Genomic DNA, 15,376 nt, shown 5'->3' with positions numbered 1-15,376 from the left:
ATGAAAATTCATATTTTTATTGTCATACAATAAAATATTTTGCTTTAGGATGAAAAATTACCAAAGCTGACGTTGACTGCTCTGGATGCAATTGCCATTCTTCAGATAGGGAGATTCCAATCTGCTTTGCGTCAAGAAGATTCAATATATATTTTTGATCCTCAAGATTAGGGCAAGCGGGATAGCCAAACGAATATCTGGACCCGCGGTAATTTTGCATCAACAGCTTGTTCATATCAGGATCATCTTCACTACTGAAACCTAGCTCTGCCCTCATTCGTTGATGCGTATATTCAGCCATTGCCTCGGTTATTTCAACAGATAAACCATGCAAATATAAATAATCCTGGTAACGGTTTTCTTCAAACCAGATTCTGGCTGTGTCTGAAGCTTTTTGACCTACAGTGACAATTTGCAAGCCAATTACGTCACGAATGGGATCATTATAATCCCGGATATAGTCAGTGATGCAAATGCGTTGATTGCCAGGCTGTCTTGGAAGGGTAAATCGGCACAATTCGGTTTTCCCATCCCTATCGAAGAGGATTAGGTCCTCAGCGCTCGCAGCGGCTTTCCAGTAACCATAAACGGCTTGTGGTTGAAGGATTTTTTTCTGTTCACATTGTTGGATCAATTTATATAGTATTGGTCGTAAATTTGTTTTCGCATCTTGCAGGAATTCTTCCAGCGTTTTTCCCTGCTTTTTCATTCCCCACTGCAATTGATATAAAGAACGTTCGTTTAGGAAGGGTAAAACAGCTTTTAAACTGGTTTCCAACTTTCGCGCACCCCAAAATGGTGGATTGAGGGGAGGTTCGTGAGAAGTCATTTTATTTCTTCGCAAGGATGATTCTTCCATGGAAAGAGGAACTACAATGGTTTTTTCCTTTTTTTCGGGACGTTTGAGTCTTTTATTTTTGATTTTTTGGGCAGCAAGATAATTACCTAAATCACCATGGGTTAATTGTTCCATAAGTGTCAAACCATCAAAGGCATCCCTGGCATAGGCAACCATCCCGTTATTTTTTTTATAGATTTCCGCACAATCTTCTTCAACGTAGGCACGTGTTAAAGCTGCTCCTCCGAGTAGGACAGGTATGCTGAGGCCTTGTTGCGCCATTTCTTCAAGGTTTTCTTTCATGATAACAGTTGATTTGACCAATAATCCAGACATGCCGATCGCGTCAGCATTATGTTCCTTTGCTGCCTTAATCATGTCTGCTACAGGTACTTTAATGCCTAGATTGACAACCTTGAAACCGTTGTTGCTTAAAATGATATCGACAAGATTTTTGCCAATATCATGTACATCCCCTTTAACTGTCGCCAAGATCATCGTACCATTGGTTTCATTATTTTTCTTTTCCATAAAAGGTTCAAGAAAGGATACGGCTGCCTTCATCGTTTCGGCAGATTGCAGGACAAAAGGAAGCTGCATTTTCCCGGATCCAAATAATTCCCCTACCGTTTTCATGCCATTAAGTAAAAGGGAATTGATTATTTCAAGGGGGGCATAGGTTTCCATCGCCTTTTTTAAATCATCCTCCAAACCTTTGCGATTTCCATCTACAATTCGGTTATGCAATTGTTCTTCAATGGTGGTAGCGATAGCGCGAGTTGCCACTTGTGTGGCTTTACGATCAGCAAAAATTTCTAAAACTTTTTTGAGCGGGTCATAATCATCAGTTCTTCGATCAAAAATCAAATCTTCAATGACTTTAACTTCATCTTTGTCCAAAAGGTGCATGGGCCGTATTTTAGAAACATGAACAATGGCAGCTGTCATTCCCATTTTCTGGGCATGATAAAGAAAAACAGAATTCAAAACTGCTCTGGCGGCTGGATTAAGTCCGAATGATATATTGGATAATCCGAGCACAATTTGAATGTCAGGGAATTCATCGTGGATGGCTTTGATCCCTTGTAAGGTCCATAAACCCAGTTTACGGTCATCTTCTACTCCGGTGGCAATAGTAAAGGTAAGAGGGTCAATCATCAAATCGGAGTGAGGCAGGCCATATTTGTTACAGGCAAAATCAACTAATCGACGGGTGATTCGTAATTTGTCTTCAGGTGTTCGTGCCATTCCTTGTTCATCAATGGTTAATGCAACAACAGCGGCACCAAATTTACGGGCCAGTTTTAAACGATGGGCCGCTATTTCTTCACCATCCTCAAAATTGATTGAATTAATGATGGGTTTTCCACCATGAAGTTTAAGACAAGTTTCAATCACTTCCGTACTAGTAGAATCTATAACGAGAGGAACATTGATAGATGACGTGAGGCGAGGAATAATTTCCTTCATATCCTTTTTCTCATCATGACCTACAAAAGCCATACAAACATCCAGGGCGTTTGATCCTTCTTTCAGTTGCTCACGACCGATTGTAACGCATCCATCCCAATCTTGTTGATCCTGTAAATCACGCCATTTCTTAGAGCCATTGGCATTACAGCGTTCCCCAATCGAAAACAGACTATTTTCCTGTCTTAAAGGTGTGGGGGTAAAAAGACTTGAAACCGAGGGAATCCATATTGAACTTCTGGGTATACAGGCTGGTCGGTCTGTGAAGCATCCCCCCAAAGCCGCTTCGTTTTTGAGCATCTGATCAAATGCAGCAATATGATTAGGATTAGTTCCACAGCAACCACCGATCATATTTATTTTCTGTTCTTTTATATAACGGGACATCCAAACGGCCATTTCTTCTGGAGAAAGTGGATAGTGCGTTTTACCGTTGACGAGTTCTGGCAATCCTGCGTTAGGTTGCATTGAAATTAAATGCGGCCAGTATTGAGATAGCCATTTGATACCCTCGGCCATTTCCCGAGGACCTGTTCCGCAATTCATTCCCATCATTTGAACATCCAACGCTTCAATGACGGTCGCTGCGGCAGCGATATCACTTCCAACAAGAAGGGTGCCTGTTGTCTCAATGGTTACTTGTACAAAGATTGGTAAAAAAATATCAGCTTCTTTTAATGCTATCTTGGTTGCGTTTACAGCAGCCTTGATTTGAAGTGGATCTTGGCATGTTTCAATTAAAAAAGCGTGAACACCTCCTTCAATCAAACCTCTACATTGCTCTGTAATAGCGTCTTCAAGTGAATCATAATCAATATTTCCCAAGGAGGGTAGTCTAGTCCCGGGTCCGATTGATCCAAGAATATATCTATTTTTTTTATCAGCAAATGAATTTGCGGCTTCATTGGCAATTTCAGCGGCACGTTTGTTGATTTCTCTTGTTTGGTCCTGAAGGTCAAATTCGGATAGGGTGATGGAAGATCCTCCGAAAGAATTTGTTTCCACCATATCTGCACCTGCTGCAAAATAGCGTTTATGAATATCCCTAATCAAATCGGGTCTAGATAAATTAAGGATTTCTGTACAGTTTTCCTTTCCCCAAAAATCTTTGTTAATATCGAGGTCAAGTGCTTGAATGATGGATCCCATTCCTCCATCACATAAAAGAATCTGTTCATGAAGTTGATTCAAAAGCTGACTTTGTTTGGACATAGAAAACCTTGATGTTAGCATTTTTTATTTATTAAAATCAGGATACTCAATTGAAATATCTACCATAATTTTAATAAAATGAAATTTATTAAATAAATAAAAAAAAGAATAAGAGGTCCATTTCGCATTTTAATTATTTGAATTAATTTTGATACTCCAAGTCCGGTTTGAAGATATGTGAAAAGAATGATAGGGTAAAACTCATTATAGTATTTATTGCATATTCAGCATGAAAAGAATTGAATTATTAAAATGATAATGATATTTTGGCAGAAAAATTGCAAAGCATTAATTGATATAGTTAATTAAGGAAATGATTTTATTGTTTATTTTAATGGTCAAATGAATTTATGATAATGAAGACTGCATATTAAAAAAAGCTGTTCTTATTAAAAATTTGTAAAATATTTTGTTAATTTAATTGATAAAGGATGATCGGTGGATCAACCAGATAAGGGCTCCATACAGTCAGGAGCAGGGCAAAGCAATAATCAAGGGAAAACGCAGAAGCTTTCCCCAATGATGATTCGTTTACGGGCAACAATGGCAGCTGCAAAATATCATGGGGTTGATCTTGATATACGTGATTTTGCAGCTGAGCCTGGTGAAGACTCTCCATCCCCGGCAACCTTGGCACGCTGGTTGAATAGTCAGGGGCTGATTGCTAAAGGGATGCGTTTGAAATGGCGATATTTGATACGCTTGTACAATTCACCTCCCATAGTACTAATGTTTAAGGATGGTTCCGCAGGATTGATGGTGGGTGTCAATCCTGAAAAAAGGATTGTTTTTTTAAGAGATCCGTTGAAGGGAGAGGGTGAACCTCCTATTCCTGTTGAAGAAGTCCGTTTAAGGCAGGCATGGACAGGTGATATTCTTCTTGTAAAGCAAAATAAAAACCTGTCTGAAAGTGAAGATAAGCTCGATTTTAAATGGCTTTTCAAAATGGTATTGCGTGAACGTGCCTCCTTGCGTGATATTTCAATAAGTTCGATGATAATCAGCGTTTTGCAAATTTTTCCTGCTTTTATAGTGATGCAGGTTGTAAATCGGGTGGTTGCTTTTCAATCAATGGCGACACTGGTATCGATTAGTGGATTGTTGATTGTCTTAAGTTTTTATGAAATTTTAATTAGTTATGCCAGACGAGAGATTACCAACGTTATGGCAACACGTTTGGATGCTCGTATTTCAATTCATACCTATAATCGTTTGCTTTCTTTACCGTTGGAATTTTTTGAACGACAACAGACTGGTCGTTTGATCGGAAAGGTTTCTCAGATATATCAGGTGCGAGATTTTATCACGGGCCGATTAATGACAACTTTTCTGGATTTGTTTACATTAGTTGTTATTTTACCATTCTTATTTTACATTAGTGTTATTTTAGCATGGCTGACCGTTGTTGCAGCAGGTTTAATAGGTTTAATTGTGGTTATTTTTATTAAACCCTTAACATATTATTATAGTAACCGTATTGAAGCGGAAATGACACGTGGATCAGCAATGTATGAAACCGTTGCGGGTATACGAACTGTTAAAACTTTAGCTTTGGAACCTTCACGTCGTCGTGAATGGGATAATATCGTTGCTGAGGTTTGTAAATGGCGGTTATCAACAACGCGTATGCAAAATTGGCCTGAAACATTGGTTATGCCGTTGGATTTTTTTATCAATCGAGGGATTATTCTTATTGGTGCCTTTATTTGTATAACCAATCCAACAGCGGGAGTTGATGCTGGTGCAATTGTTGCTTTTATGATGCTGGGAGGTCGTGTCGCGGCTCCTCTCGTTGGGTTGGCTAAATTAATGACCGTAATAACAGAAGTAGAAACCTCATTATTTCAAGCGGGGGAAATATTAAATAATCCAACGGAAACAAAAGCGTTGACTACAGGATTAAGACCAAAGATTATTGGTGCGCTATCCTTTGAAAATATTAATTTTACATATCCTGGGGGAAGTAGTCGGGCGTTAAAGGATTTAAATTTTTCAATTCCAGCAGGTACGATGTTGGGTTTGGTAGGACGAAGTGGATCCGGTAAATCCACTATAACGCGTCTTTTACAAGGCGTTAGCCGAAATTATGAAGGTTTTCTAAGGCTGGATGGTGTAGATTTGCGTGAAATCAATCTTACCCATTTAAGACGCTCTTTTGGTGTTGTTTTACAGGACAACTTTTTGTTTCGTGGAACAATTAGGGATAATATTACCGCTGGACGTCCCGGATTGACGATGGAAAAGGTTATCTGGGCAGCACGAATGGCTGGCGCTGAAGAATTTATCGAACGTATGCCCGCAGGATATGACACTTTTATCGAAGAGGGTTCAACGAATATTTCAGGAGGACAAAGGCAACGTCTTGCAATTGCAAGAGCTGTTATTCTAGACCCAAAACTAATGATTCTAGATGAGGCAACATCCGCTCTTGATCCTGAAAGTGAAGCGTTGGTTAATGCCAATTTGGAGCGAATTGCCAAGGGAAGAACGATGGTTATTGTTTCACATCGATTATCATCATTAGTTAATTGTGATCAAATACTGGTTATGGATCAGGGTGAAATGCAGGCAATTGGAACACATGAACAATTATTAGAAACCTGCGAAATTTATCGTACTTTATGGTTGCAGCAAAATCGACATGTTGATGAGAGAAAGCATTCAAAAAAGAATGAAGCCCAGAAACCTGTAATTACGGAAGGAACATAAAATGGTGGATGATAATCATAAAAATCAGTTGCCAGGAAATGTGAATTCTGAAAATAACAATGAAAAGTCTAATATTTCTAATGAATTGACAGATACTACTGAAAAAAAAATAAAAAAAACTTCAGAAAAAAAAGATGTTTCATCGACTGATGAACAGACAAGCATACCAGAAGGATATTTGCCTGCAGCAGATAACGAGACAGAATCTCAAGCTGATATGCCGATAGCTTTACTAGAGTTTACTTCACCTACTGCAGCTATTATCAATATGCCGCCAACGGCTTCTGCCCAGTATATTACTTGGGTTATTGGAGCTTTGGCGCTTTTTTCCATTATCGCGTTATGTGTGTTTCCACTTGACAAAGTGGTTTCAGCTCAAGGTCGACTGGTTTCAGTGGATCCACCTTTGTTAATCCAACCAATGGAAGAGAGTATTATTAAATCAATTGATGTTAAAGAGGGGGATTTTGTAACGAAAGGACAGGTTTTGGCTCATTTGGATCCGACAATTCAACAGGCTGATATTGATAATCAACGTTTACAAGTTGAAAGTGGACAGGCTGAATTTGACCGTTTGCAGGCCGAAGCTGCTAATAAAAACTATACAGTGGACCCATCTAATCCTTATTCGGTAGAACAGGGGAATAGTTTTATAAAAAGAAAACTTGAGTATGATGCGAAAGTTGATGGTTTCAACCAGAAAATCAACGAACAATCGTTTCAACTTAAAAACTTTCTCGCAACTACTGCTGTATTGAAAGGGAGATTGCAAGTTGCATCTGATATTCATTTGATGCGGAAAAAATTGCAGGAACAACAAGTGGGAAGTCGCTTATCAACTTTGGGTTCGCAAGATACTTTAATGGATGTTGAGGATAAATTAATAACAGCACAACAATCAGCGAATGCCACGCAAAAGAAAATAGCATCTTTATTAGCTGATAAACAGGCCTACATTGAAAGTTGGAAGGGTGAAGTTTATAAAAATCTAACTTTAATTCAAAGACAATTGGCAAAAGATAAGGGAGAGTATGAAAAGGCAAAACTTCGTCGTAAAAAAGTTTTGATGAGGGCCGAACAGGATGCAATCGTACTATCAATTTCAAAAGGTTCTGTTGGTTCTATACTAAATTCTGGAATGCCGTTTATGACTCTAGTACCTGTTGGTACAGGTTTGGAGGTTGAAGCTGCTGTACAAGATGCGGATGTTGGATATATGAAGTTGGGTGATAAAGCGATTATAAAATTTGATACTTTTCCCTATACACAATATGGTGGAGCGGAAGCAGTTGTAACAAATGTTAGTGCCGATGTCTTTCAGCCTGGTGATACAGGTCAGGATATGAGTAATCGTCGGGGTGCAGCACCTTTACAATTTCGAGAAAAACCTTTTTATCGTGTAAGATTGAAAATCAATAAATACACTTTGCACAGTATACCGAATTTTTTTCATCCAACCCCTGGACTTACTGTTACAGCTGATGTTCATGTTGGTAAAAGAACAGCGGCTCAGTATTTAATGAATGGTATTGTACCTAAGTTAACAGAAGGAATGCGTGATCCACAGTAATGTAAAACATAAGGTGAAATTGAATTGGGAAATTTATGATGCGTGTTTTTTTTAATCCCTTGAATAAAATCAGAAAAAAGAAAATTCAAAAACTTTTGAATAAAGGGAAAAAACATTATGAAAGAAAAGAATATGTTTCAGCATATAATTGTTTTTCACAGGGCGCATCTTTAAAATCCCCTGAAGCTCAATATTACCTGGCTTTATGTTATTTAAATGGACATGGAGTTGCTTTTAGCCTGCAAGAAGCGTCTTTATGGTTTGAAAGTGCAGCATCAGCTGGCTATAATGACGCTGAATATATGCTTGCATTATTATATATGCGTGGACTTCCCGAACTTAATGCAGTAACGGGACATGATATATTTACCCTAAAACAGGCTAAAGTTTCCGATGACTTGAAAACCGATTATGAAAAAGCTCGTTATTGGGCTCAAAAAGTAGCTGAAAATGGGTCTGCTGATGGTCAGGCCCTCTATGCTTACCTCTTATCAGAAATCACATCTGAACAAAATCAATTTGATGAAATAATAAAATGGTATGATAAGTCAATTTCCCAAGGTTCACCGCAAGGTTATATGGGGAAAGGATTATTTTTATTAAAAATTAGCAAAACCCAGGATGATTTTTCCAAAGCGGCTGCATTATTGCAAGTTGCAGCTGAAAATGGACTTGGTACGGCGATTTATACCTTGGCTATTATGTATGAAACTGGAAAAGGGGTTGAAATTAATCATGAATATGCTGTTCAGTTGTATAAACAGGCTGCGGAATTGGGTATTCGACAGGCTCAAGCATTATATGGCATTGCCTTACGAAAAGGAAATGGAGTTGAGCGGAATTTCATTGAAGCTGAAACTTGGTTAAGACGTGCTGCCGTAGGTGGGGATGTAGAGGCTGCTTCGGTATTGGCCGATATGTTGGCATCAGGTAATAAGGATATACCACCTAATTATACTGAGGCTATAAAATGGTATCAGTTTGCGTTTTTAGAAAAACAGCATGTTGGTGCCGCTTTTGCCTTGGGATATTTATATTTTAATGGTTTAGGAGTTGTTAAGGCTGTAGATAAGGCAATTGATCTTTATAAATTTGCTGCGGATAGAGGATATTTGCCAGCGTTAGATATTCTTGCCGAAATCGCTCTTACAAATTCTCAATATATTTCTGTAGAAGAAGTCGTCGATAATTATTTGCGTCCCCAAGCGGAAAAAGGCAACAAGAAAATTATGTTAAAATTAGCGATGGCATTGACAAACAATAAAAATTCTGAAGTTGATTTAAACAAAGAAAAAGAAGCAAAAAAGTGGTTGCAAATCTGTTGTGATGAAGATGCAGAAGCTCAATATTGGTATGGGCGCATGTTGTTGCAGGGAATTGCTGGGGAAAAAAATCTTAAAGAAGCTTGTAAATGGATCAAGTCTTCAGCGGAGCATGGGATAGTCAAAGCGCAATTATTATGGGCTTCCCTTTTGTCGGAAGGGAAAACGGAAGATGGAAAAATTCATATTCAGGAAGCTTTAGAATTTTTTAAAAAGGCTGCTGAAAAAGGTGATGCATCGGGCATGTTTTCATTGGGTGCAATTTATGGGGGTGGAAATCATTTAAGAGAAAATAGGCAGGAAGCTCAAAAATGGTTTGAAAAAGCTGCTGAATTGGGTCATTCAAAAGCTCAGCTGATGTTGGGACGTTATTTATATGACGGTTTAGCGGGAAATAAAGATATAGCTAAAGCGCGTTATTGGTTTGAAAAAGCAAAAGATAATGGGGAAAAAGAAGCAGGGTTGGTATTGAATGCACTAGATGAGGAAATAAATCAGCAAGATTTGAAACCTGTTAAAAATAAACAAGTGGAAGTGGCTCCTGGTTTGTTTATATTTCAAGACACATAGCTAATTTATATTTAATTGCTTAATTGTGAGGCGTTGTGTCAGGAAAAAATAAAGCACAATTAGTGGTTTACGCTAGAAAAAAAGCAGAAGGGCTCGAAAAACTAAGAAAGAATGCACAGATTGCATATTCAAAAGCCCAAGAAGCTAAGCAAAATGGACAAATTGAGATTGCACTTCAATGGATGTGTAGAGCGCATCATTTAACACGAGGCAATCCGAACATTATCTTTGATTTGGCAGTTTTAAATCTAAAAACTGGTAATTTAGAGGGTGCCCATGATTTATTGCAGCCTTTATTGAAGCAATATGATTTCTATGAAGGCTGGATAGCACAAGCAGTTATTTATTCTTCTCGCAAATCCTCAAAACAATTAATTGAAATTTTGAATTATTTTCTTTCTCATTACAGTCCATCCCCGGAAACATGGTTATTGACTATTAATCTCTTGAAACAGGTTTCAAATATTGTCGGCTGTTGTTGTATCAAGGGCTCATTAAATGAAATATGGATAGATTCATTTAATGATTATCCAGTCAGTATTTATTTGGATAATCAATTATTTATTAAAACAAATCAGCCAAAAATTATCCTGCCTTCAGGCTGGCAGAAAAAATATAAAAAATTACGTATTGAACAAGATGGTGTTCCTTTTGTAGGCAGTCCTGTTGATTTGGAGTCAATTAATCTAACAATTGGGTTTGTAGAAGTTAAGAATGAAACATTAATCGGGTGGGTTTGGTGTCCAGCCGAGCCCAGTCGAATACCTTTGATCACTATAAAAGATTATAAGGGAAAGATTTATCATCAATTTCAACCCAAGGATGATATTGAGGTTGTTACTCTTGAAACACCTTTATTACAGGCAAAATCTTTTAGAATTCCCATCCATGATTTTTCTGCCGGAATGTATTCTGTTCAAGATGAGTTTTTGCGTCATTTAATTGGTAGTCCTTTGGATCCAAGCTTGGAATTCAGGGCAAAAACTTTTTTAATCCATATGCAAACCCCTGCATATCATAAGAAAAATATTAAAATTTCAAATGTAGCTCATTTTTTTCCTGTTCAAGCAGTTTATAAAGGATATGACCCAGTAATAGATAAAAAATCATCAGAGGGCATAGTTATTGTCATACCTGTTTATAAGGGAAAACAGATAACATTGGATGCACTTCAGAGCGTATTGAATAGTGTACCGGAAAATGTAAAGATTCAATTGGTTAATGATGCTTCTCCTGATAAGGAACTGGTTGTTTCATTAAAGAAATTCATAGATGACCAGCAAGTTTTTTGCATTAATCATAAGGTAAATAAGGGTTTTCCCACTGCTGTTAACAGTGGTATGAAGGCTTGGCCTGGATACGATATTATCTTGTTAAATAGTGATACCTTTGTAGGAGGGAAATGGACCGAAACGCTTTGTCGGGCCGCTTATCAGGAAGAAAATATTGGAACGGTAACTCCTTTTTCAAATGATGCGGGTATTTATTCTTATCCTTATCACGATAAGAAGAATTTGATGCCTGATAATCAAACAATTTTTCATTTTTCAAAAATATTTAAAAAAATAAACGGGCATCAATTAATAGAGATACCTACGGCACATGGTTTTTGCATGTTTATCCGACATGACTGTCTGGCGCAAACAGGATTGTTTCGTGAGGATTTATTTGCCCAGGGATATGGTGAGGAAAATGATTTTTGCATGCGTGCACGGCATTTGGGTTGGAAACATGTTTTGGCAGCTGATTGTTTTATAGGACATAAAGGGGGTGTTTCATTTGCGTATGCAAAAAAACTATTAGGGAAAAGAAATACGGAAATTCTCAATCGGCTTTATCCAGGATATGATGAAATGGTACAGGATTTCATACGTGATGATCCGTTATTGCCATTCCGTCGAAATATTGATCTATATAGAATTCAAATCCTGTTTGATGCTCAAAAGAAACGTCATGAGAAGTATCAATTTGTTTTACTGGTCACGCATCAATTTGGTGGAGGAGTGGAAAGGGCGGTTCAAGAAAGAACAGATATTTTACGTTCCCAAGGTTTTATTCCAGTATTGATCAGACCGACAATTTTGGAGGATGGCTGTCAGATTGAAATTCAATTCAAATCAAAAAGAAATTTGGAAAAAGAAATAAACCTGATTTTTCCCAATCTAATTTTTTATTTTCCTCATGAATTAGAAAAATGCCTAAATTTTCTACAATTTCTTTCTGTAGATTCGTGTGAAATACATCATTTGAAAAAACATCATAAATTGATGACAGATTTATTACTTAAAATAAATAAACCTTATGATGTATATATTCATGACTATCTGATTTTTTGTCCGAGAACCGTTTTGTTAAATGAAACCATGCATTATTGTGGAGATCCGAATGATTTGCAGATTTGTCAAAATTGTGTAAATAGTTTGTGGAAGGAAGAAGAAAGCCCTAATTTCATTGATATGGAAAAATGGTGGCATGATTCATGGAAGGAATTAAAACAGGCAAGGGCTGTTTATGTGCCTTCTAATGATGCATTTAAACGTGTTTCAAAACATTTTCCAGAATTGGGACAGTTGGCGTTAAAATTTCTCGAAGACGATCGTCCTGATCTCACTATGAAACAATTAACATTCTTTTCTCAAAAGCCCTGCCAGTTGAATGGAAAGATCAAAGTTAGAGATAATAGTTCAAACCGTTTCCGTATTTGCTTAATAGGTGCGATTGGAGTGGAAAAAGGGTTTGATGTCATTCTTGCCTTACTTCAAGATGCTGATAAGCGTGATTTGCCGATTGAGTTTGTATTGGTTGGTCGTTCCGTGGATGATGATTTGCTAATGCGTTCCGGTCGCATATTTGTAACAGGAGAATATAAGGAGGAAGAGGCAGTTTCCATGGTGCGGGAACAAGAGGCTGATCTTGCATTTTTCCCGTCAATTTGTCCGGAAACCTGGTGTTATTCACTAAGCATTGCTTGGCGGGCTGGATTGAGGACAATAAGTTACGATATTGGTGCTATTGCTGAAAGAATTAAGCGAACTGGACGAGGAAATGTCATTTCGTTAAATTTATCTATTGCCAAACAGAATGATTTTTTATTAAAAGAATGTAAATATGTTGGTCATTAAATAAAAATTAAAATTTGTTTTGAGAAATTATTAATTTTTTATTAGTTTTAATAAAATATTATTTAGTTATTTTAACTTTGCTATACTTAGCCATCTTTTAAAAAGGAAATATATTAATGTCAAAGTCTGATGATCAATCAAATAATAATCAGTATCAACAACGAATTATTGATTTAAATGTAAATGGTCATTTAATGAGTTTGGACACTGGATTATATTGTATTTATCATGTTGCCAATCAAATTCCAGCTGATGAATTTGGTTTGCCTGGACTGCGTATTTCTGTTCCTCCCTTCAAACAGAACGCTACAGTTGAGATCAAGACTTTTGAAAATGATGGGTGGCTAGGCGCTGAAAAAAATGCTGTTCTAGTACGTATTTCGGGAGATGCGGGTTTGGTTCTTGTAACAGTTTATCGGAATCCATCAAATAATTATCCCGCACCTCAATTACAGGTTATTCGACTTAATGATGCTTCTGAAAATGATAATTCAAATAATTTGACAAATGGATTGGGCAATCAAAATTCGGGTATCAATGAAAAAATAGCCAGACAGTCAAAGCGTGCGGTAGCTCAACAACAGAATGAAATTGAAAAAGAAGGCAAAATGCGTGTTGTCGCCCATGTTCAACGTCTTGGTGACGTTAGTGTCGAACTTGGAGATTGGATTGGTATTCCAGACAGTAAAACATGGATTGAAGGATTCGGTTTGTCATTAGATGATCGTATACAGCCAGAAGATATTGAATATCAGGCTGTATTGGGAAAAGGGTGGTTTTCTCCCTGGTATAAGGGTAATGAATTTTGTGGAAGTAGAGGAATGTCACTTCCCTTGTGCGGTTTGCGTGTTAGATTGAATGGTGATGCCGCGAAAAAATATACCTTATCCGTGAAAGCAACCTTTATAGATGGAACTAAATTAGGTCCTGTCGATGATGATACCATTCTTTCATCGGAAACCATTGCGCCTCTAGAGGCATTTAGCCTGGATTTGATTGATCATGACAAGGGAAAAAATAGCAAGGAAGTCCCTGGAACTCATGTTAGTTCCAGCAATGTGAAGAGTATAAAACCAAGAACTAATATCAAGGTTAAAAATGCTAAACATAAATCTTCATCTAATCAGAAAAAAACTGAAAGCTGATTTTAACCAATATTGATTACCAAAATTAATTATGTTTAATTAATAATTATTGAATTAGCTCGTTAAAATTGTGAAATATTTATTCATACATCAAAATTTCCCCGGTCAGTATTTACATATAATAAAATATCTTGCGGGAAAGCCTGATAATGAAATTGTTTTTGTCAGTCAAGTGACGAGGCGAACAATTGGGGGAATTCGGAATGTCTTTTACGGTAAAATTGATCCCGTAAATGAATTGCACTCTTCCTTGAACGAATTACATCAGGCCGTTAAAAGAGGAGAGGAAGTTTACCAAACTCTTAAAAAATTAAAACAGCTAGGTTTTGTCCCTGATATCATTATTGGTCATCAGGGATGGGGGGAGATGTTGAATGTTCAGGATATTTATCCTGATGTTCCAATATTGAAATATTGTGAGTTCTATTATCATTCAGATGGATTGGATGTTAAATTTGATCCGGAATTTTTATCTGATGAACTGCTTCCGTCACGGGTCAGAATCAAGAATACCATTAATTTAATCTCTGCGAATAATCCAGGTTGGGGACAGACCCCTACGTTGTTTCAGTGGAAAACCTATCCTGAATGGGCGCGTGGACAAATTACAGTGTTGAGAGAAGGGGTTGATTTAAAGATTTGCAGTCCTGATGCAGATATATATAATCATACAATGAAATTTGAGGATTTCATCATCCACCCCAAAGATAAATTGGTCACTTATGTTGCCCGTGGATTGGAACCCTATCGAGGGTTTCATATTCTTATGCGCTCCTTACCCAAAATTTTGAAAGAACGTCCAGACGCAAAAATCGTTATAGTTGGTGGGGATCAAGTCAGTTATGGTGCTGCGCTTCCCGGTAAATTGACCTGGAAACACTATTTTCTTCAACAGTTGGGTAATCAACTGGATCCCACTAGAATTTATTTTGCCGGGCTTTTGTCTTATCCCGTTTTTTGCAAACTTTTAAAACGGTCAGATGCGCATGTGTATATGACCTATCCTTTTGTTTTATCGTGGTCTTTACGAGAAGCGATGGCGATGGGTTGTCCGATTATTGCCAGTGATACTGACCCAGTCAAAGAATTTATTGTTCATCAGAAAACTGGAATTCTGACACCTTTTTTTGATAAAGAAAAACTTGCTGATAATGTTTTGGAGGTTCTTGAAAATAATGATCTTTCAAGTAAAATCAGACATTTTTCTCGGGAAGAGGCTGAACGATCTCTTTCAATGGATATTTATTTAAATAATTATAATACATTAATCGATGATCTTATAAATCATCGAACGCCAGATCTAAGTCTAGGTAAATCCCCTGCCATGATTGGAGAGGAGCTGTAGATCATATCCGTAAAAGGGAATTTAAATACGTTAAACTATTGTATATTACAATTTTTTTTAAATTAAGTTATAT

General features: G+C 37.2%; 7 protein-coding genes. 6 read left to right on the top strand and 1 reads right to left on the bottom strand.

All coding sequences use genetic code 11. The annotated features are described in order from the left end of the window. Nucleotides 1-22: 22 nt before the first annotated feature. Nucleotides 23-3,520 (bottom strand): methionine synthase, encoded by a 3,498-nt coding sequence (metH, locus tag H3R33_RS05605; protein WP_198184750.1) that lies wholly within the window; start codon nt 3,518-3,520, stop codon nt 23-25. 438 nt (nt 3,521-3,958) lie between these two features. Here metH and H3R33_RS05600 point away from each other — a divergent pair, with 438 nt between their 5' ends. The 6 genes from H3R33_RS05600 to H3R33_RS09225 all read left to right on the top strand — a co-directional run bounded on the left by H3R33_RS05600 (nt 3,959) and on the right by H3R33_RS09225 (nt 15,303). Next, complete coding sequence (locus H3R33_RS05600) at nt 3,959-6,229, top strand: peptidase domain-containing ABC transporter (protein WP_370552685.1); 2,271 nt, start codon at nt 3,959-3,961, stop codon at nt 6,227-6,229. Between the two features lies 1 nt (nt 6,230). Then, on the top strand, nt 6,231-7,799 hold the full coding sequence (locus H3R33_RS05595; RefSeq protein ID WP_198184751.1) for an HlyD family type I secretion periplasmic adaptor subunit: 1,569 nt from the start codon (nt 6,231-6,233) through the stop codon (nt 7,797-7,799). A 35-nt stretch (nt 7,800-7,834) separates the two neighbouring features. Next, entirely contained in the window at nt 7,835-9,691 is a 1,857-nt protein-coding gene (locus H3R33_RS05590) for a tetratricopeptide repeat protein (protein WP_198184752.1), read from the top strand. Nucleotides 9,692-9,726: 35 nt separating this feature from the next. Next, nucleotides 9,727-12,813 carry a glycosyltransferase gene (locus tag H3R33_RS05585; protein ID WP_198184753.1) on the top strand — a complete coding sequence of 1,029 codons (3,087 nt, stop codon included), beginning with the start codon at nt 9,727-9,729 and terminating at the stop codon, nt 12,811-12,813. A gap of 116 nt (nt 12,814-12,929) precedes the next feature. Continuing rightward, nucleotides 12,930-13,958, top strand: coding sequence for a hypothetical protein (locus H3R33_RS05580; RefSeq protein ID WP_198184754.1), 1,029 nt, complete (start codon nt 12,930-12,932; stop codon nt 13,956-13,958). Between the two features lie 70 nt (nt 13,959-14,028). Then, nucleotides 14,029-15,303 carry a glycosyltransferase gene (locus H3R33_RS09225; RefSeq protein WP_198184755.1) on the top strand — a complete coding sequence of 425 codons (1,275 nt, stop codon included), beginning with the start codon at nt 14,029-14,031 and terminating at the stop codon, nt 15,301-15,303. Nucleotides 15,304-15,376: the final 73 nt, after the last annotated feature.

It is taken from the genome of Commensalibacter sp. B14384M2, from assembly GCF_016101865.1.
Classification (GTDB): Bacteria; Pseudomonadota; Alphaproteobacteria; order Acetobacterales; family Acetobacteraceae; genus Commensalibacter; species Commensalibacter melissae.
This window is presented reverse-complemented; position numbering and strand designations above follow the sequence as displayed.